At 49.4% G+C, this 19,756-nt stretch carries 21 protein-coding genes, 1 tRNA gene and 1 other annotated feature; of the genes, 7 read left to right on the plus strand and 15 right to left on the minus strand.

The window, feature by feature from the left end; genetic code table 11:
- The 3 genes from IQ219_RS04625 to gatB all read left to right on the plus strand — a co-directional run.
- Positions 1–724 (plus strand): NAD(P)H-hydrate dehydratase (locus IQ219_RS04625; RefSeq protein ID WP_194071879.1); only part of this gene is annotated, 724 nt, incomplete at its 5' end.
- Positions 725–945: 221 nt separating this feature from the next.
- On the plus strand, positions 946–2,898 hold the full coding sequence (locus IQ219_RS04630; protein ID WP_194018503.1) for a penicillin-binding protein 1A: 1,953 nt from the start codon (positions 946–948) through the stop codon (positions 2,896–2,898).
- Positions 2,899–2,998: 100 nt separating this feature from the next.
- Complete coding sequence (gatB, locus tag IQ219_RS04635; protein WP_194071880.1) at positions 2,999–4,486, plus strand: Asp-tRNA(Asn)/Glu-tRNA(Gln) amidotransferase subunit GatB; 1,488 nt, start codon at positions 2,999–3,001, stop codon at positions 4,484–4,486.
- 88 nt (positions 4,487–4,574) lie between these two features.
- Here gatB and IQ219_RS04640 read toward each other — a convergent pair whose 3' ends face one another.
- The 12 genes from IQ219_RS04640 to rplS form a co-directional block, all read right to left on the minus strand.
- On the minus strand, positions 4,575–5,147 hold the full coding sequence (locus IQ219_RS04640; protein WP_190599059.1) for a Uma2 family endonuclease: 573 nt from the start codon (positions 5,145–5,147) through the stop codon (positions 4,575–4,577).
- 94 nt (positions 5,148–5,241) lie between these two features.
- Positions 5,242–7,548, minus strand: coding sequence for a transglutaminaseTgpA domain-containing protein (locus IQ219_RS04645; protein ID WP_194071881.1), 2,307 nt, complete (start codon positions 7,546–7,548; stop codon positions 5,242–5,244).
- A gap of 189 nt (positions 7,549–7,737) precedes the next feature.
- Positions 7,738–8,322, minus strand: a complete 585-nt coding sequence (locus IQ219_RS19985) for a GIY-YIG nuclease family protein (protein ID WP_228016710.1) — start codon at positions 8,320–8,322, stop codon at positions 7,738–7,740.
- 101 nt (positions 8,323–8,423) lie between these two features.
- A complete protein-coding gene (gene aroC / locus IQ219_RS04655) occupies positions 8,424–9,515 on the minus strand; it encodes a chorismate synthase (protein WP_194018500.1) in 1,092 nt (363 codons plus the stop codon).
- Between the two features lie 200 nt (positions 9,516–9,715).
- A complete protein-coding gene (gene rplL, locus IQ219_RS04660) occupies positions 9,716–10,102 on the minus strand; it encodes a 50S ribosomal protein L7/L12 (RefSeq protein WP_190598942.1) in 387 nt (128 codons plus the stop codon).
- A gap of 89 nt (positions 10,103–10,191) precedes the next feature.
- Entirely contained in the window at positions 10,192–10,713 is a 522-nt protein-coding gene (gene rplJ / locus IQ219_RS04665) for a 50S ribosomal protein L10 (RefSeq protein WP_190598943.1), read from the minus strand.
- Between the two features lie 40 nt (positions 10,714–10,753).
- Positions 10,754–10,921: a sequence feature (ribosomal protein L10 leader region), on the minus strand.
- Between the two features lie 34 nt (positions 10,922–10,955).
- The gene (gene rplA / locus IQ219_RS04670; protein WP_190598944.1) at positions 10,956–11,672 is read right to left on the minus strand and encodes a 50S ribosomal protein L1; all 717 of its coding nucleotides are present in this window, start codon (positions 11,670–11,672) and stop codon (positions 10,956–10,958) included.
- Positions 11,673–11,762: 90 nt separating this feature from the next.
- Positions 11,763–12,188: a 50S ribosomal protein L11 gene (gene rplK, locus IQ219_RS04675; protein ID WP_190598945.1), complete on the minus strand. Its 426-nt coding sequence runs from the start codon at positions 12,186–12,188 to the stop codon at positions 11,763–11,765.
- A 101-nt stretch (positions 12,189–12,289) separates the two neighbouring features.
- On the minus strand, positions 12,290–12,907 hold the full coding sequence (gene nusG / locus IQ219_RS04680) for a transcription termination/antitermination protein NusG (RefSeq protein ID WP_190598946.1): 618 nt from the start codon (positions 12,905–12,907) through the stop codon (positions 12,290–12,292).
- Between the two features lie 304 nt (positions 12,908–13,211).
- Complete coding sequence (secE, locus tag IQ219_RS04685) at positions 13,212–13,457, minus strand: preprotein translocase subunit SecE (RefSeq protein WP_194071882.1); 246 nt, start codon at positions 13,455–13,457, stop codon at positions 13,212–13,214.
- Between the two features lie 111 nt (positions 13,458–13,568).
- A tRNA-Trp gene (locus IQ219_RS04690) sits at positions 13,569–13,641 on the minus strand.
- Positions 13,642–13,757: 116 nt separating this feature from the next.
- Positions 13,758–14,126: a 50S ribosomal protein L19 gene (rplS, locus tag IQ219_RS04695; protein WP_010872052.1), complete on the minus strand. Its 369-nt coding sequence runs from the start codon at positions 14,124–14,126 to the stop codon at positions 13,758–13,760.
- Positions 14,127–14,263: 137 nt separating this feature from the next.
- Here rplS and IQ219_RS04700 point away from each other — a divergent pair, with 137 nt between their 5' ends.
- Both IQ219_RS04700 and IQ219_RS04705 read left to right on the plus strand, forming a co-directional pair.
- On the plus strand, positions 14,264–14,656 hold the full coding sequence (locus tag IQ219_RS04700) for a hypothetical protein (protein ID WP_228016711.1): 393 nt from the start codon (positions 14,264–14,266) through the stop codon (positions 14,654–14,656).
- Complete coding sequence (locus tag IQ219_RS04705) at positions 14,653–15,672, plus strand: alpha/beta fold hydrolase (protein WP_228016712.1); 1,020 nt, start codon at positions 14,653–14,655, stop codon at positions 15,670–15,672. The genes IQ219_RS04700 and IQ219_RS04705 overlap by 4 nt, the downstream gene beginning before the upstream one ends.
- Before the next feature lie 25 nt (positions 15,673–15,697).
- On the opposite strand, the gene IQ219_RS04710 is transcribed toward IQ219_RS04705, so the two are convergent.
- The 3 genes from IQ219_RS04710 to IQ219_RS04720 all read right to left on the minus strand — a co-directional run bounded on the left by IQ219_RS04710 (position 15,698) and on the right by IQ219_RS04720 (position 18,293).
- Positions 15,698–16,789: a late competence development ComFB family protein gene (locus IQ219_RS04710; protein ID WP_190598949.1), complete on the minus strand. Its 1,092-nt coding sequence runs from the start codon at positions 16,787–16,789 to the stop codon at positions 15,698–15,700.
- Positions 16,790–17,052: 263 nt separating this feature from the next.
- Positions 17,053–17,748, minus strand: coding sequence for an ATP-dependent Zn protease (locus tag IQ219_RS04715; protein ID WP_194071884.1), 696 nt, complete (start codon positions 17,746–17,748; stop codon positions 17,053–17,055).
- A 62-nt stretch (positions 17,749–17,810) separates the two neighbouring features.
- Complete coding sequence (locus IQ219_RS04720; protein ID WP_190598951.1) at positions 17,811–18,293, minus strand: Tic20 family protein; 483 nt, start codon at positions 18,291–18,293, stop codon at positions 17,811–17,813.
- A 251-nt stretch (positions 18,294–18,544) separates the two neighbouring features.
- Between IQ219_RS04720 and IQ219_RS04725 the strand changes: the two genes are divergently transcribed.
- Together IQ219_RS04725 and phaE are read left to right on the plus strand one after the other, a co-directional pair.
- Positions 18,545–18,865 (plus strand): 2Fe-2S iron-sulfur cluster-binding protein, encoded by a 321-nt coding sequence (locus IQ219_RS04725; RefSeq protein ID WP_190598952.1) that lies wholly within the window; start codon positions 18,545–18,547, stop codon positions 18,863–18,865.
- 111 nt (positions 18,866–18,976) lie between these two features.
- Positions 18,977–19,756, plus strand: a 780-nt coding sequence (gene phaE, locus IQ219_RS04730; RefSeq protein ID WP_194071885.1) for a class III poly(R)-hydroxyalkanoic acid synthase subunit PhaE, incomplete at its 3' end; no start/stop codon positions are given.

Genomic DNA, 19,756 nt, shown 5'->3' on the forward strand with positions numbered 1-19,756 from the left:
GGCCAGTGGGGTGGGGATGGTGACCATGGCGGTACCCACGGGGATTAAAGCTTTGCTCCACAGTCAATGTCCCGAAGTTTTGGTGCAAGGTCTTTTAGAAACCTCCTCCGGGGCGATCGCCGGTTTAGGCAATTTGGACCTATCCCGTTACACTGCCGTTGCCCTCGGGCCGGGGTTAGGCCTTGACGTGGGGCCTGTAGTGGAAGAAGTTTTGCCGGTTAATTGTCCCCTTATTTTGGATGCCGATGGCCTCAACCAATTGGCTCGGCAACAATTATTACCCCTGTTGTCGGAACGGACAGCCCCCACCGTGTTAACGCCCCATGGCAGTGAATTTCAACGGCTTTTTCCCGACCTCGACCAAGGCGATCGCCTTACAGCAGTGCAAACAGCCGCGGCCATAAGCCAGGCCACAGTGCTACTCAAAGGAGCCAAAACGGTCATTGCCAGCCCAACGGGGCCCACTTGGGTAATCAAAGATAGCACTCCAGCCCTGGCCCGGGGGGGCAGTGGGGATGTCCTCACTGGATTAATGGGGGGCCTCTTGGCCCAACCAGGGGAATTTGCCCTAACTCAAAGGGTGGCAACGGCCGCTTGGTGGCATGCCCAGGCCGGTATTTTAGCGGCCCAACAAAGAACGGTTCTGGGGGTGGATGCCCAACATTTAGCAGAATATCTAATTCCGGCCTGTCGTCAGTGGATTGGTCAAAATGCGACCAACTAGCCTGCTAATTTGCCCCGTTAAAGTTGATTTGGGTGGGGGAATCCCCGCCTGAGGGAGCTTAGACCTGGGCTAGCTTAGGTCAGTTGACTTCTGGGCGAATATCAGTAAGCTAAACTAAGATTAATTCTGGAAAAAATTGTTCCTGGAAAATAGCTAATTTTCATCATCTGAGTTTGCAAGGTTACCAATCCCATTTTCTGGCGTGAGGAAGTTCTTACACCGTGTCATCCACCAGCACCCTTAAACCGTCTTCCACCAAGGCCAAAGCCCAAGCCCAGCCTAATTTTTTCCAGCGGGTATTGCGCACCACTGGCACCACTTTTCTAGGGGTGGGTCTAGTTTCTACCGCTGTGGTGGCAGGAGGGGTGGCCGGCCTGGCTTTCAGTTTTCGCAACCTACCCGATGTGCGGGGTCTAACTTCCTACGTACCTGCCCAAACCAGTTACATCTACGATGCCAAAGGGCGGGAATTGCTCAGCCTCCATGGGGAAGAACATCGCAAAATTGTGCCCCTAGCGGAAATTTCCCCCAACTTGAAACGGGCTGTACTGGCGATCGAAGACAGCAATTTTTACAAACACCAAGGCATCAACCCCAACAGCATTGGGCGGGCCCTGTTGGTCAACTTTAAGAGTGGTGGAGTAAGCGAAGGGGCTTCTACCCTCAGTATGCAGTTGGTGAAAAATATTTACCTGAGTCAAAAAAGAGTTTTTACCCGCAAGTTAGCTGAAGCGGTTTTGGCGGTCAGGGTCGAGCAGGTATTCGACAAAGACCAAATTTTGGATATGTACCTCAACTATATCTACTGGGGTCACAATAACTACGGCATCCAAACCGCCGCCGAAAGTTACTTTAAAAAATCCGCCGCTGACCTGGATTTGGCCGAATCTGCCCTATTGGCGGGCATGATCCAAGCCCCGGAGGCCTACAGCCCTTTCAACAATTTCAGCGCGGCCAAGGAACGCCAGGAAGTGGTGTTGGATCGCATGGCTAGTATCGGCTGGATTACCCCCGCTGAGGCCGAGGCGGCTAAAAAAGAGCCCCTCCAGAACAAATTAGGTGAACCCACTGCTTGGCAAAACAGCAAATTGCCCTACGTTACCGATGCAGTTATTGCCGAACTGGAAACTAGATTTGGTCAAGAGGCTTTGGCCCAGGGGGGTCTAAGGATACAAAGCACCATCGACTACGACACCCAAAAGCTAGCGGAAAATACGGTCAAGTCCGCCTATAAAAATCTGCGGGGACGTATGGGAAGGGCAAAGGATTTACAGATTGCCCTAGTGGCGGTAGAGCCCGAAACCCATTTTATTAAGGCCATGGCTGGGGGGGTGGACTATAACAAAAGCCAACTTAATCGGGTTACCATTTCCCGTCGTCAGCCGGGTTCAGCCTTTAAACCCTTTGTTTATTACAGTGCCTTTGCTAGTGGGAAATACACCCCCGATTCCTCCATTGAAGACCGACCCATTAGTTTGAGGGACGGAGCCGGCGTCTATTCCCCCAAAAACTATGGCGGTGGTTTTTCCGGTTCCATGTCCATTCGCCAGGCGGTGGCCAGTTCCGCCAATATTCCAGCGGTGTTGATCGGCAGTCGAGTCGGCCTCAATAAGGTGATTGAAGATGCCAAGCAGATGGGCATTAAAACGCCATTGCAGTCTGTTCTTTCCCTGCCCTTGGGATCAGTGGATGTGACGCCGTTGGATATGGCTGTGGGTTATGCCACCCTAGCTAGCAATGGTTGGTATTCCGAACCTACTGCGATTTTACGGGTTACCAATGTGCGGGGGGATGTGCTGCTAGACAACACACCTAAGCCCCAACAGGTGCTAGATCCCTGGGCTGCTGCTAGTACATCTTCTGTACTGACTTCCGTTGTGCAGGGAGGGACAGGGACATCGGCCTACCTAGGGCGTCCCACTGCCGGGAAAACTGGCACCACGGACAATGAGCGCAATGTCTGGTTTGTGGGTTATGTGCCCCAACTGGCCACCGCTGTCTGGATTGGGGATGATGCAAACCGTCCTCTGGGTAAGGGGATTTCTGGGGGGGGTTATGCCGCCCCCATTTGGCGCTCTTTCATGAGTCAGGCCATTAAAAATATGCCGGTGGAAAGTTTCCCGTCTCCTTCCCAATTCCCCCGTCCCAAGCCGGAAAAACAACAAAAATCCTAGGCTTTGACCCGATCGCCCCTGGGGGTTAATGACGGAGAAAAATGCCCGTTGGACGGCGGGAGTATGGCAGAATGGGGAGAAGCCAATATGCCGGAAATTCATGACTGCCACTGCTGTTAAAACCAATTACGAAGCGATTATTGGGCTAGAAACCCATTGTCAGCTCAACACAGCCAGTAAGATTTTTTGTAATTGCTCCACCGATTTTGACAGTCCCCCCAACACCAATGTCTGTCCGGTGTGTTTGGGGTATCCGGGGGTTTTGCCGGTACTCAATGAAGAGGTGTTGGCGGCGGCGGTGAAACTTGGCCTGGCCATCAATGGTCAGATTGCCCCCTACAGCAAATTTGACCGTAAGCAGTATTTTTACCCGGATTTACCCAAGAATTATCAAATTTCCCAGTTTGATTTGCCCATTGTGGAACACGGCTCCTTGGAAATAGAGTTGGTGGATAAAAAAACTAAAGAAATTACCCGCAAAACCATTGGCATCACCCGTCTACACATGGAAGAGGACGCGGGCAAGTTAGTCCATGCAGGCAGCGATCGCCTGGCGGGGTCGACCCATTCCCTGGTGGATTTTAATCGCACTGGAGTACCATTACTGGAGATCGTTTCGGAGCCAGATTTACGCACGGGGCAGGAAGCGGCGGAATATGCCCAATCTTTACGGCAACTGGTACGTTACCTAGGCATTAGCGACGGCAATATGCAAGAAGGTTCCCTCCGTTGTGACGTGAATATTTCTGTGCGCCCTGTCGGACAAGAGGAATTTGGCACCAAGGTGGAGATCAAAAACATGAACTCCTTTAGTGCGATCCAAAAGGCGATCGAGTATGAAATTGAAAGACAAATCGAGGCGATCGCCAACGGGGAAGAAATTTACCAAGAAACCCGCCTCTGGGAAGAGGGCAGTCAGCGCACCATCAGCATGCGGAAAAAGGAGGGCTCCAGCGATTATCGCTATTTTCCTGAACCGGACTTGCCCCCCCTAGAAGTTTCCGAGCAACAGCAACAGGCTTGGTTAGCGACATTGCCGGAACTCCCCAGTGCTAAACGGGCCCGCTATGAAAAAGACTTGGGCTTATCTGCCTACGATGCCCGAGTATTAACCGAAGACCGGGAAGTGGCGTTCTATTTCGAGGAAGCGGTGGATGCAGGGGCCGATCCGAAGGCAGTGACCAACTGGGTTACCCAGGATATTGCCGCCTACCTCAATAACAACCGTTTGACCATCGGTGAGCTGGCCTTGAAACCGTCGGCTTTGGCGGAGTTGATCGCTTTGATTACCAAGGGCACCATCAGCGGCAAAATTGCCAAGGATATTCTGCCGGAGTTATTGGAAAAAGGTGGTTCTCCCCAGAAAATTATTGAAGCCAGGGGCTTGGTGCAAATTTCTGACCCCGATGAGTTGACTGCCATCATTCAAGCTGTTATTGTGGACCATCCCAAGGAGTTGGAAAAATTCCGCAGTGGTAAGGGCAACATGCAGGGCTTTTTTGTCGGTCAGGTAATGAAACGCACCGGCGGTAAAGCAGATCCGAAGTTGACTAACCAGTTAATTGGTAAACTGCTGGCCCAAGCTTAAGGCTTTACTGGTTAACCAACGGTGTTTGGCCAGTGCCCCCAGCGGTTTTATGTTGTGCTGTTTGGGGGAGTCGGTGGATTGGTCATTTTTAAAAATCAACCCGTTTATAAAGCTCCACAAGTTTGATTTTTATTTTCATAAAACTAAATTCAATTTCGGCATCTTCTCCCATCAGTTCCGTTAATAACCATTGACGATCGCCAACTTTTTGATAATGCTCCACCCGATAACAGGATTGATCAATTAATAAATATTCCTGTAATTGGGGAATAGTCCGGTAAAAACCAAATTTCTGATTTTTATCAAAGCCCGCTGTTGAAGTGGAGAGAACTTCCGCAATCAAACAGGGATTGGTCAGCGCCATCTGGCTATTATCAGTAAACTTTGGCTCTGCCGCAATTACCATCACATCGGGGTAAAAATAACTTTCAGACTCAGCAATCCATAACCTCATATCGCTCATAAATACAGAATAGCCATGATCTTCCAGGGCAAATAGTAGCAGGGCATGAAGTTTTCCTGTTAGATAGTTATGGTTCGCGGAGGCTCCGGCCATGGGAATAATTTCTCCTTGGATAAACTCACTTTTTTCAGTGGCCTGTTCTTCCCGTTGCAGATACTCCGCCGCTGTTAGGATTTTAGTTGTAGCAACGACCATAATTGATACCCTGTTTTATTTGGCTTATTCAAGTTTAGCTTCAACTTTTTGCTATCGTTTAACCTCAAAAAAACATCGATTTAAACCCAGACATATTTTAGATTAGCTTTATTTTTGCCTTGCTCCGCCAACTGCGTTCTAGAAGTCTAAACTGCTGACCCAGATAATCTAGGTGGGCTTGTTGCTCTCCATAACGCCAAGCCACATAGGCGCTGGAAATTTCCACAATTATTTCTACTTGTTCCGGGGTTAAATGCTCCCGTAGGGATTGGGCAAATTCCCCTGGAGTTTGGGCTCGACTTTTACGAAAACCCCGTTGTTCGAGGTCGTAAAGCAAAGTTTGATAAAGCCTAGCCATGGGATGGAGTCTAGCCAAGCGGCGATATTGTAACCAGCGTTTAGCCTGGGTCCAACCAAGCCAACCCAGAAATCCAGCGGCGATCGCCAAAATTAGTCCGAGTAAAGCGCCGCCCAAGCTGGTGGAAACTAAGTTCCAAAACCACCGTAGAACAGTGACAAGGAATCCGGTGACGGCTGCCCAGACATTGGCCAGGAAACTGCTCACCGGGGAAGGCAACCAACCGGCGACCCAACGCCAAATTTGCTGAAGTACGCTAAACGTTTCGTTATCTTCGATGGAGGGGGGATAGAGTTCATGGCCGGGAATAGGATCGAACATAAACCAACCCAGCCGGGGAAAAAATACCTCCGTCAGAGCATAGGCATCGGTGTTGTGGACCAAATAATAACCAGTGAAGGGGTTAAACTGTCCAGGGGCAAACCCTACCGTTAGCCGGGCGGGAATATCTAAACTCCGCAGCATAATGGTCAATACTGTGGCAAAGTGGTCCGGCAAACCTCCTTGGTATTCAAACAAAAAGGCTGTGACCAAATCTTCGTCGTCTTCAAAAAATGGCAAATCGGTGCGGATACGGTAATTCTGCTTGAGAGCCTGGGTTAAGTAGAGGGAAATTTCATAGGGCGTTTCCAAGGGTCGTTCCGATTTGGCTAGCAGTTCTTCCGCTTTGGCCCGCACCGCTGATTTAATATCCGGTGGCACTTGGAGCAATGGGGGGGGGATTTTGACTTCTGGGGGAATGCGATAGCTCTGTAACATAGTCCGGTTGCGCACCGGTACTTCCGAAATGACTGTGTAGGTAATGCCCTCCAGTAAGCCCACCGGCGATCGTAAACTGCCATTGGGGTCTATGCCCACTTCCCTGGTGGGAAAGTATAAAAATCTAGGGTGATAGAGGCTTGGGATCACATTAGGTAAATCCATTACAGCGGTGTAGGTTTGCACCACACTCTCCGTTTCCATCAGGGAATCAATGTTATCCAGCACAAAACGATAGGACCATGGCGATCGTTCCACTGTGGTAATTTTCGTGTTATCGGTAATTTCCCATCCCTGGCCGGTGTAGCGGTCAAAGGACAACGCTTTCCAAAAACCTGGCGCTTGGGAACGCACCCGGAGCACCAATTGTTTGGTCATTTGCCCCCGTAAATTTTGGTTCATGCGGCTGTTAAAACCGTAGTAAAAGGTGTCATCCACCTGCCCTGGTTCTGAACCATCTCCCTCGCCGCCGGTACCAGTGCCATCGCCCCGACGATAACCGGGGTTATTGATATCTTGATTTTGTCCCTCGAAGGTTTGTTGTTGTACTTCCCCAGGGCTGGACACAGGAAAACTTTGCAGTCTATAACCAGGAAAACGGGGCATCAGGGCAAACAATAACAGTCCAAAGGCTAGGGTTACTGCCAACAGAGCTAACAATTTTCTCGGCACTAGGGGAGAGTATTCTGCCTGATGGGATGAACTTTTTTGCCCACGACTTTTCCAGAGGGAGAAGGGAATTCCTTCTAACCCCAAACGGGAACGATAATCCAACACTAGGGTGGGAATGGCCACAGCTAAAAAAAGTAGCAACCAGGGGGCAAAGGCCAAGGTTTGGGACAGGGTACCTGCCACCCCCAATAGGATCAGTCCAATCACCATGGAGTAGCCCAAATCTTTACGCTGGGGCAAATCAAAACTGTGCAATACCTGCAGTTGCACCAATAGCCCCGCTAGGGCCACCTGGCTAGCATTTAGGTTTTCCACCAAGTTGCCTAAGAAGACGAACAACATGGCTACCATGGCGATCGCCAGCAAAAATTTGAGGGCAATATTTTTCTTTTTTCTTTGTCGCCAACTCCACCAGGAACCAATAATACTGAGGGGAATGGCCCATAAACTCCAGGTGGTTTGGGCCGCTACGTCAGTGGCAACAATACCCACAATCACCATTAACTGCACCAAAATGCGGAAAACAATGGATTCCTCCGTTTTGGGGACCGGCACAGCTTCAAAACGGGCTTGCCATTGCTCTAACCAACGGGAGACGGGGGTGGAGGAAGTCATTGATGGAGAGGAGAGGTTTTGTTGCTAACGAAATGGGGTTTTGTGAGACACAAACCAGTTTGTTGCTAAAAAATGATCATCAAAAAGCATTGTAACCTTCCGCCAAGTTGAGTAGCTCGGTGAATCCGCAGGTAGTTGCCCGTCCACTTTTCCTTTGTACTAAGGGGGTGAGGCCATTTTTGCTGGAACTTAACTCAATTTGCCAAAGGGCTGACCCCACCAACGCCAACACTCTTTATTAAAAGGCGATCGCCATTTAAGAATTAATTCCTTTTCCCAAGCCAGGAGCGTTTTCTTCTCCGGGGGCACATGGGGCCAAAAAGCGGCCACCACTTCCACTTCCAATTCATAGCGGCGATGTAATTCGATGTAGCTCAAAATATAATCCTTACAGTCATGGGTGCCCTGCCAACGTTGATCTGCGGTTAATTTGGTTTCCCCCACGTAAAGCAATATTGGCCAACGGCGGTCAAGAATAAAGTATAAACAACCCTCATACTCCCCTGCTATTGCCGTCCCATCTTTACCTTGTCGCCAAAACAGAGAAGACTGTTGGGGCAAAGTAAACGGGTCAATTTCGTCGGCATGGTGCCAACTGGTGGCCGGGGTATCAAAGAGGGAAACTTGTTGGGGTTGTCCAGTTTGCCGTTGATTCTGTTGATATTGGTGGATTTTCCCCTGCCAATTCTCCAATCCCTGGCGATCGAGCGCCAACTTTGGCTCCCGCTTGACTCGATAGCTGGAGGGCGCATCAAACAGTTTTAGCTGTTCCAAAATTCAAATTCCGTTCTAAGGGTGTATTCAAGAAGTTCCCCCAACTCTCAATTCTGGGACAAATCGGATTGAGGGGAAAAATTGACACTTCTAAACAGTTTCTAAGGGAGGGTTTTGCATTGGGCCTGGAAACGCAAGAGATGGTCACAAAGTACCAGGGCAGCCATGGCTTCCACCATGGGAACGGCCCTAGGTAACACACAGGGATCATGGCGACCTTTAGCAGCTAAGGTAGTTTCCTCCCCAATGTTACTGACAGTTTTTTGCTCCTGGCCAATGGTGGCAGTAGGTTTAAAAGCTATACGCATAATAATTGGTTCGCCGTTGCTGATGCCCCCCTGGACTCCCCCGGAACGGTTGGTACGGGTGCGCCATTCCCCTGCTTCATCCAGGTAATATTCGTCATTATGTTGGCTGCCGGTCAGTAAAGTACCGGCAAAACCAGAACCAAACTCAAACCCTTTGGTGGCCGGGAGAGACATCATTGCTTTGGCCAAATCCGCCTCCAATTTATCAAATACCGGCTCTCCCAATCCCTTCGGAGCATTGCGGATTACACATTCCACTACCCCGCCAATGGAGTCTTTTTGCCTCAGCACCTGGTCGATGCGCTCAATCATCATTTCCGCCGTTTTACCGTCGGGACATCGGACAATATTGCTTTCCACCTGTTCCATGGTTACCGCATTGGTATCTACCTCTGCCTCAATATCTTGGATACTTTTCACGTAGGCCACAATTTCCACCCCATTGAACTGGGCAAGGATCTTCTTGGCGATCGCCCCAGCGGCAACTCGGCCAATGGTTTCCCTGGCGGAAGACCGGCCGCCCCCCTGCCAATTGCGGATACCATATTTAGCTTCATAGGTAGCATCGGCGTGGGAAGGACGATATTTCACCGCCATCTCGTTGTAATCCTGGGAACGGGCATCTTTATTCCTGACCAAAATGGCGATCGGTGTGCCCAAGGTTTTGCCCTCAAATACCCCGGAGAGGATTTCACACTGGTCAGCTTCCTTACGGGGGGTAGTGATTTTGCTCTGCCCTGGACGCCGCCGGTCCAAGTCCACCTGGATTTCCTCTGGGGAAATTTCTAACCGGGGAGGGCAACCATCGATAATTACCCCCACGCCGCCCCCATGGGATTCACCAAAGGTGGTAATGCGGAATAAACTGCCAAATGTGCTGCCCATAAAATATCCAATACTGACTGACCAGTCTTTTATTTTAGGTATTTTTTGTAACTAGGCATAGACAAAAATAAACGGGCCAAGGAAAAACCCTGGCCCGAGAAAAAGAGTGATTAGGTTAACCCCTATCAATTCAATTTCTAATAGGAAAATGATCGATGGGTAAGCAATCAGTTAAATGGTTGGGCAAATATGCCAAACGACTATTTAACCGCGGCTTTACCACCAGCTTCTTCCACTTGTTTTTTGATGGCTTCAGCATCATCTTTGCCGGTAGCTTCTTTGATGGCTTTGGGGGTAGATTCCACCAACTCTTTGGCTTCTTTCAGACCCAAACCAGTGATGGTGCGGACAACTTTAAGCACGGCAATTTTCTTGTCGGCGGGTACTTCTTCGAGGATAACGTCGAATTCAGTTTTTTCTTCAGCAGCTTCAGCGGGGGCAGCAGCAGCAGCGGCCATAACCATGCCACCAACGGGGGCAGCGGCGCTAACACCAAAAGCTTCTTCGATTTGTTTAACTAACTCGGAAGCTTCCAACAGGGAAAGACTTTTTAACTGTTCTAAAATTTGATCGGTTGCAGCGGACATAGAAATGACTCCTATAGGATAAGTAGGTTAGATCTAACTAGACAAACCCAAAGCAAATGGTTTTGGGACAAGCAGGGTGAAAAACAACCCTATTCCTTGTCCACATGGGCTTGGAGACCACGGGCCACGGAAGCCGGAACTTCTTTGATGCCCAGGGCAATCTTGGTAGCCAGGGCGTTGATGCCTCCGGCAATTTGACCCATGAGTTGCTCTTTGGAGGGCAGATCACCGATCGCCTCCACGTCAGCTTGGGACAGGCTTTTTCCTTCCAGTACCCCCCCTTTGAGTTGGGTTTTTTTGGTATCTTTCTGGAATTTTTTGTAGGCCTTAATGGCCCCACCCAGGTCATCCTTGAGCACCACAATTGCTGTAGTTCCCGTCAGGAATTCTTCCATGGGGGACCAGGCTTCTTGCCCAGCCAAAGCCCGACGGACTAAGGTATTTTTGGCGATTTTACAGGTTCCACCCAGGGGGCGGAGTCGGTTCCGTAAATCGGTAATTTCGGCAACGGTCAATCCCTGATAATCAATGACCATGGTCATCTGGGCGTCCTGGAACAACTCCTGGACTTCGGTGATTACCGTCGCTTTATTTTCTCTCGTTCTTCCCATTCGGGTTTCACCTCCTTGGGGTTGGGATAGCAAGCATTAAACACACAATAAAAATGCCCCTTGGCGATCGCCGGGGCTGAAGCAGAGGATCAAAAGCCAGCGGAAAGAATTCCCCCAGACTTAAATCTTGATTCAGGCTTCAACCTCGGCAGGTTAATTAAGCAACCCTAATTGCTCCTGCGGTCTTTGGCGTAGCCAGTTAAATGAATAGTGGCTAGAAATGACTCGGAAATTGTCGTCGCTTAGTTATCCTCAAACTTCAGATCGCGCAAAGCATTAACGTCTACGGGGATGGAAGGACCCATGGAACTGGACACAAACACGGTGCGCCAGAAACGGCCTTTGGCCCCGGAAGGACGATTGCGGTCAATGGTCTCTTGCAGCGCTTTTAAATTCGCCAACAGATCATCGGCAGAAAAAGAGGCCTTTCCAAACATAACATGAACGATGCCCGTACGATCAGCCCGGAATTCTAATTTTCCTGCCTTAAATTCATTGACCGCCGCTGTCACGTCCGCTGTTACCGTCCCCCCCTTGGGAGAAGGCATCAGGCCCCGGGGCCCCAATTGTTTACCCAGTCGGGCAATTTTGGGCATCATATCGGGGGTGGCAATGAGCACGTCAAAGTCCATCATGCCCTTTTGGATTTCTTCAATCAATTCTTCAGAACCGGCAATGTCGGCCCCAGCATCGGTGGCTTCCTTGACCTTTTCCCCCCGGGCTAGGACTGCTACCCGTACCGTTTGCCCTGTGCCCTTAGGCAAAGAAACAGTGGTTCGAATTTGTTGGTCACTGTATTTGGGGTCAATGCCCAGACGAATATGGGCCTCTGCGGTTTCATCAAATTTAGCAGTGGCGGTTTCCTTCAGCAGTTCCATCGCCTCCAGGGGGCTATAGAGTTTGCTGTCATTTACCTTGGCGATCGCCGCCTGCATCCGTTTTGAAAGCTTTTTAGTCATGGATTTGGTAACTCCTTGGGTACTGGCGAAGTAGGGAACTTCTCCCCGAAATAAATAGAAAACTTAATCGGCTCAAGCCGTGAACTGTGCTTAGCTGTTGACGGTGATACCCATGTTGCGGGCGGTGCCTTCAATGATATTCATGGCCGCATCAATGTCATTGGCATTGAGATCGGGCAATTTGGTTTGGGCGATTTCCCGCAGTTGGTCCCGGGTAATGGAAGCCACTTTAGTTTTGTTTGGTTCACTAGAGCCTTTTTCCACCCCGGCGGCTTTGCGGATTAGCACTGAAGCAGGGGGAGTTTTGAGGATAAAAGTGAAACTACGGTCTTCAAACACCGAAATTTCCACAGGAATAATCATCCCGGGTTTGTCGGCGGTTTTGGCATTGTACTCTTTGCAAAATGCCATGATGTTAACCCCATGTTGACCCAGGGCAGGGCCGACGGGAGGCGCAGGGTTAGCCTTGCCAGCGGGCAGGGCCAGTTTAATCAGAGCGACGACTTTCTTGGCCATTGCTTATGTTTGTCTAAGTTAATGTGATTAGGATGTGAATTAACGACAATCAAACCAACCAGGGGGAGCAGGAATTCCTTGCTCTTCCCCCAATAAAAGGCTTAATTCTGTTTTTCCACTTGGGTAAATTCCAATTCCACCGGGGTTTCCCGACCGAAAATGGACAGTAAGGCTTTTAGCTTACTTCTTTCTGGACTGACTTCAATCACGTCCCCTTCAAAATCTTTAAAGGGGCCGGAGAGCACCATGACGTGATCACCGATTTCCATATCGATTTTCACCACCGGTTCCTGCTCATCCACATGACGGAAGATCCGTTCCACTTCCCCATGGCTGAGGGGCATGGGCAAAACGTGGCCCCGCCCCCGACCATAGTGACGTTTTTGCTCAGAGCCGACGAAGTTGATCACATGGGGGGTGTTTTTTACCACCTGCCAAGCGTCATCGTCCATAATCATGCGGATGAGCACATAGCCAGGGAAGATTTTCTCTTCTCCCTGCACCCGGGCCCCATCTTTACGGATTTTCACAATGGGGGTTTTGGGAATTTCCACCTGGAGAATGCGATCGGCCACGTCCAAGGTGTGAATCCTCTGCTCAAGGTTTAGTTTGACCCGCTTTTCACAGCCAGAGGCCACTTGTACAGCAAACCAATGGCCTTCGGAGGAGGATTTTTTGTTTTGTTCCGCGACCGGAGACTGATCGTCAGTGAAGCTCATGACAACAACATGTACAGGGAGTATTTACGGTGGGCATTAATCCCAATCCAAACTCAGATTTGGAGTCAGATTGGCTAGAGGTTTAAAGTTTAAATTTTTTGACTTAGCAAATGGAGAATTTTTAAAACTTAAAAACTTAAATTTAGGATGGCAAAAATATTAAGAATCTGCCGAAAAGCTAAATAATATCGAATCTGGCTGAATAACTAACTGCATAGTGAAAGAAAAGTTCTTTTCCTGGCCAATTTCTGCAAAAAAGTTAGCATAACCTGCATCAGGAATTATTGGCCTTTTCTCGCCAGCCTCAACCAAAAAGAAAAGGTTGCTTGGTAATCCAGCCAAAGATCTGGTCAACAAAGTAGATCACCGTTGAGACCAAAATCACCATCAGAATCACAGCCACGGATTCACTGATTAGCTGTTGACGGGAAGGCCAAACCACTTTTGCCAGCTCATCTTTGGTGGCCGTAATGAAGTTGCTCCGGGCCTGGGCACTGTCCACGGAGTTGTCTTCGGTACTGTCGGTTTTGACCGCTTCCTTCTTAACCACAGGTTTTTCTTGCCTCCCAAATCATTGTAACTAATGAGAAAATCCGGAGTATCACCAAACGCAAAGTTGAACAGTTGCGGGACAATCGTTAGCGAGGTAATTGGTGGTCAACGCGCCCTGGAGGACTTGAACCCCCGACATCAGGTTTTGGAGACCTGCGTTCTACCAACTGAACTAAGGACGCATAGTCTGGGCTGAGGTTAGCCCCAGAGTCTGCACTCTCGCACCATCATACCCTAATTTGTTGCCAATTCCCATCGAGGGCGATCGCCATGGTGTTGGAGATCACAATTTTGCGGACTACAGGGCCCGGTCAAACCGTTGCTTAATACGGGTAGCTTTACCAACCCGATCCCGGAGATAGTAAAGCTTGGCCCGACGAACTTTACCGCGACGCAATACTTTGATGCTGGCAACCCGGGGGGAATGGAGCAGAAAAACCCTTTCTACACCGACACCTTGGAAAATTTTACGCACGGTGATAGTTTCGCTGATGCCGCCGTTACGCTTGGCAATGACGGTGCCTTCGTAGGGTTGGATCCGCTCTTTACCACCTTCGACAATCTTGACCCCAACCTTGATGGTGTCACCGACATGGATGGTGGGCAGGTCTTCTTTGAGAAACTCTGCCTCGATGGAATTGATTATGGCTTGGGCGTTCATGGTCATAGTAAAAACTCACAATTTCTCATCATAACTGATTTACCCTCTTTTGCAAAAGTTGCTTTTTCCCTACTTCCCCCGCTGTTGCGCCCGGACTATTGGCCGCTAGAATGCAGTTTTGCTCGATCCTAATTGAAAAGCCGATGACCACCATTACCTCCCAGGCGATCGCCCGTTACCGTGACCAACTTGCCCACTCTGTGGAGGCGATGCAGGCGCTGGATACCATCGAGGATTGTGAAGGTAATTTAGAAGATGCAGCTTTGACCCTGGGCATCCAAGTGGGGCAACAGCCCGATCGCAATGACTGGCTAGAAGGCTTGGCCAAAAGATGTCGGGTAGCCATTTGTGAGGGGGATTTTCCTGGGGCCCTGAAGGACAACAACATCAGTGCAGTGGTCAGTCACCTCAGCGACCGCAAAGTCTGTCATCCCCTGTTGGCGCCTTTGGTGGTGGCCTACGTTTTGGAGCAAGGTATTGATGATTTTTGTGCCCCCATCCATTTCAAGCTTAATTACGATGGTGAGAACAATTGATTGATGACATTCCCATCACCCAGGCCCAGGGTGGACAAGGGACAAACCCAGGCAGCGTAAACCGATGGGATGGCCGTATTGGCTGTCAGCGGGAATGGAGTTGGCGGGGCTGGCAAATTCGGTACAGTTTTCGTCATCCTCCCGAGGCCACTGGTTTACCCCCCCTGTTGCTCATCCATGGTTTTGGGGCGGCGATCGAACATTGGCGTTATAACCTGTCGGTGTTTGCCCAGCACACCAGCGTTTATGCCATTGATCTACTCGGTTTTGGTGGTTCGCGCAAGGCCAACGAACGTTACAGCGCCTACTCCTGGGCCGACCAAGTGGAGGATTTTTGTCGGGAAATAATTGGTTGTCCCACGGTGCTAGTGGGAAATTCCATTGGTTCCCTGGTGGCTTTGACCATGGCGGCAGAAAGTCCAGCCCTAGTGGCCGGATTAATTATGGCCAGTTTGCCCGATGTGTCCCTCCGTCAGCAGGCCGCCCCCCGTTTTTTTCGGCCTTGGATTGAAAAGATAGAAAATGCTTTCTCTCCCCCTTGGTTGCTCAATGGCCTATTCAAGTTTGTGCGTCGTCCCCCGATTATTCGGCGTTGGGCTGGTTTGGCCTATGGTTTACGGCAGGAACAGCCTGATCCAGAGCAGTTTGAAGAAGAATTGGTGCAGATTATTTGCTCCCCTCCTCAGGATCTGGGGGCTGAGGTTGCTTTTCGACAATTGTTTGGCTCTGTGCGCCAGCCCCATTTTGCGCCGTCAGTGAAGGAAGTATTGCCTAGCCTCGATTTACCCATATTGTTGCTTTGGGGAGATGGCGATCGGTTCATTCCCTGTCGGTATGGGAAGCAATTTGCCCAGTTAAATAACAAAATCGAGTTTCAACTTTGGCCAGGGGTCGGCCATTGTTTGCACGATGAGTGTCCCACCAAGTTCAATCAAACCTGCTTAACTTGGCTGGAGCAAAATTTCTCCACCGCTGCCCCTAGAAAGGAGCAAAGTCAAACAGGAACGATGACATAGGGTCGCTTTAATGATGCCGATGCCCCTAAAAGGTGTACCAGTCACGAATGGAGCTAGCAAAATCTTCGTCGCTATTTTCCTTATTTTCTTCGTCGCCATAGTTACCAAACTCCACAATGGATGTCTGTTGAGCATCCATTTCCTCTCCATGACTTCTTTTACTGCCAGATAAACCATCTCCTGAATTGGTGCTATAGTGTCCATCCCGTTGATTTTTTTCAACTTGCCGCAGAATTTTGCGCACCACCGAGGCTAAATTTTTAGCAGTAATTTTTTCGTAGGCAATGCCATAGACGTCTAGCACTTGTTCGAGGTCTAATAAGGCGGCATGGTAATCTCTCACGCCCCGACGAATTTTGCTAGAAAGTTCATCCAGACTAACTTTATCCTGGGCAACGCCGATGTTGCGGGCAAATTCCTCTAACTCCATCAGGATGGAGTGGGCCGTGCTGAAGGAATCGATTTCATCTACCTGTAAGGGAGTAGATTTTTTTAGAGGATCTCGCATAATTGCCCCAATCCCCCTCAATACCGCGGTACGAATTTCCCCCCGCATTTGTTCGACTCGTTGCATCTGAAAGGCTTTCCCTTCTTCACTAGCCACATACATAGGCGGTAGGCGGTTGAGGGTGTAACTAGCTACCTCGGCAATGCTGACAAATTTGGCCACGTTGACGGGCAGTTTTTGTAGTTCGTTATAAATTTCATCTTTGACTACTACTTCGAGTAAATTAAGACAGGTTTTCCGTTGACGTTTTTTCTCTTCTTCTTTTTCGTCTAATAGGTTTTCCAACAATGATTGGCCGATGCTGTCGGAAGTGATGCCATAAATGGGGGCGATAATATCTAGCAAGTTCTTGGCGATCGGCACGTAGGCTTGCTTCCGATTCAGGCTTTCAATCAAGTTATACATGTCCGACACCAGACGTTTGATCTCTGGTTGGACTTTCATTAAGTTCATTAACAGCATGTAGGTGGAGCAGCCCCCCACCACTTTGGGATCGTTTTCCCAAACCTTGTTGGTCAAGCCGTAAATGATTTTCTTGAGCCTAATTCTTTCGCGGTTACTCTCAATTTTGTTGATAACATCGGGTAAGCATTCCGTGTTAAATTTCATGATAGTTAGCGAATGTTAGGGGAAGAATTCTTGCTGACACAGACCAATGGCGTCGATAGCGTTTGGGGTAGGGTATGTGGGTATGTGAAACATTTTTGACAATTGTGCTGACCCCCAATAATAGATATGATAACAGCCCTACACCGACACCATAGTCTGCGGGTAATGGTTCTAATGGTATCCCCTAAAATCACTGCTTGGAGATGAATGGGTCGCAATCACCAAAAAAGTTCGTTTCAACTGAATTAAGCTAACTTAACTCGTTAATTGGAACTAACAGCAGGCTCCCCTAGATGTTGGGCGAGAAGATGACGGCATTCTTCCACCGATCGCCGCTGGGCCAGAGCTTGTTGCAACTGGCCATGGGCTTGGCGATGTTGTTCCAGCAAGTTTTTGGCCTGGAGAAAGGCCCAACTTTCCTTTTGGTTTAGGTTAATTTCCGGCAGTCCTGCCCGACGAAAGGCTTGGCGTAGCTGCTGGCGATCGCCATTTCCCCCCTGGGCTTCACCGTAGATAATTTTTTCCGCGGCAATGCCCGCCATCCAGACCGTAGCCCAACGTTCCAGAGCTTGGGGACGCAGGTGCCAATCCCGACACTGATTTTCTAGATTAGTCGTATCGAATTGAATACCCGCCATCCCGCCAGCCCCTTGGCGCAGAACTTCCCAGGGACTAAGACTGTAGTTAGTAATGGGAACCTGTAGGCAATGGGCCACGAGGAAATGCCCCGCCTCATGGCACAAAATCCTCTCTTTTTCTGCTTTGGTTTGGAAGAGACCGACAAAAAAGTCCGTTCCCCTACCTTGCCAACTAATTTGATCTGCTGTGATTATGCCCAAAATCCCTAGGGTCGCCACCGCGGGTATGGCCGGGGAAAGGTGGACTATCGGCCCCATTAGGGCAGACATCATCATCAGAAAAATGGCGATCGCCACCAGATTTAAACGACTATCAGACATGGTCAACAAAAATAGCTCAAGTTAATCAGGTTGGTCAGGTTAAAATCGGTTAGTTTGGATGACTAAAAACGCACCTGGGAATAGGCTGCATCAGAAATGGTGGGAATTTCTGCATAGCGCCCCAGCACTGATTGAACAATGCCAAAAAATCCACAGGCTAAGGCACCAAGGAAAGCAAAATTGTAGAGAGTTTCGATGACTAATCCTTGGCCAAACACTGGCTGGATAACGTAGGCGACAACTAAGCCAAACAATGATAGAAGGATGCCAATGAGGATGGCTTGCATGGCATTGAAGCGGATAAAGTGGGAAATATTGTTATTTCTAACCACCGCCATAAACAGTACAATAAAAATAATAAAAGAAGCGAAGGGGAACTGATAATAGAATTGCAACAGGGGCATAATAGGCAAGTAAATTATCTGCAAAATAGGAAATTGCTGCAGTAAAAAACTGCCGAACATGAATGCATCAATGAGGGGAATCAGATAAATCAAAGCACTAAAAAAACGATCTTTCCCGTCCGCCGTACTGTTAGATGCCATAGAAAATTCCTTGTTGATTTAAAAAGAGTTACGGAGATTATGCCCTGATTTTAACCTGGGTTCACCCTGGACCGGATTCGGTCTTCCCCCCTGGCGATCGCCGATGGAAAATTATTTTTCTAGCCCACCACCATGGGCGCAATGGTGGCCAGCCGGAGCCTGCCTCCAGTTGGTTAACAGGCTATCCAAAACTTGCTAGAGTGTTCATTGGCCAAAAATCCGATTAATCCTTTTATTATTACCGCTTTGTCATGGTTAACACCTACACCGCCGAAATCCAACACCAGGGTCAGACTTACACCATTTCCGTGCCCGAGGATAAAACGGTGCTCCAAGCGGCCGATGATGAGGGAATACAGTTGCCCACTTCCTGTGGAGCTGGAGTTTGTACTACCTGTGCGGCATTGATCACAGAAGGCACAGTGGATCAAGCGGACGGCATGGGGGTTTCGGCCGAACTACAGGCAGAGGGTTATGCCTTGCTTTGTGTGGCCTACCCCCGCTCAGATTTAAAAATTATCACCGAAAAAGAAGACGAAGTTTATCAGCGGCAGTTCGGCGGTCAAGGCTAGATTCCGTCGTAATTCTCCCTTCCCATGACAAATTTTCCAGATCAACAGTTGCCACCCGAAAAAGCTGAGCCATAATTCAGGTAGCGGCCAGTAGTAAGGTGGATTTTGACCATGGAATCGACAAGTAAAACCTGGACAGAGCTCATGACTCCCCTCAGTCAGTTCTGGCTGGAGTCCAGTAGTCAGGCTTGGAAAAATTGGTTTGACCTCATGGCCAAAGGGGGTGCCGGTGGGATGATGGACAATGCCCCCCAGCCCTTTGAGTCTTTGCCCCAGCAGTTCCTCCAATCCCAGCAATTTTATGGACAGCTACTCAAACTTTCCTTTGAAGCTTGGCAGAGTCTGTGGCCCAAATTGGATAATGGTTCGGCCCAAGCGGCAGTGCAGGGCTACCTAGAACAGTTGCAAGCCCAGATTGAGCAATACACCACCAGCACCCAAGCTCTCCGGGGGGACATGGATGGTTTATGGCAGTGTTATCTCAAGGAAGTACAAAAATTTTCCCAACTCTGGCTCTCCACCTGGCAGAGTAGCGTCGCCCCCCTGGGCAAATTACCCACAGGCGACATCCATGCCTGGCTAGATTTAAGCAATCTTTATGGCGATGCCCTCTACAGTAAAAATCTGGGCAGTTTTATGCGATCGCCGTTACTGGGCCCCAGCCGGGAAATGAATGGCAAATTGTTACGGGCCTTTGACGATTGGGTCAAGTTATCCCAGGCCATGGCGGACTATCAATTCCTGGAAGCGGATATTCAATATCGGGGCTTTGCCGCCATGATGGAAGATTTACTAGCCCGGGCCCAGGAAGATAAACCCGTCAAAACTTGGAAGGAATTTCAACAACGGTGGGCGATCGCCGCTGACCAAGTATTTGAAGAAGCCTTCTGC

Source organism: Synechocystis sp. LEGE 06083 (assembly GCF_015207725.1).
GTDB lineage: Bacteria > Cyanobacteriota > Cyanobacteriia > Cyanobacteriales > Microcystaceae > Synechocystis > Synechocystis salina.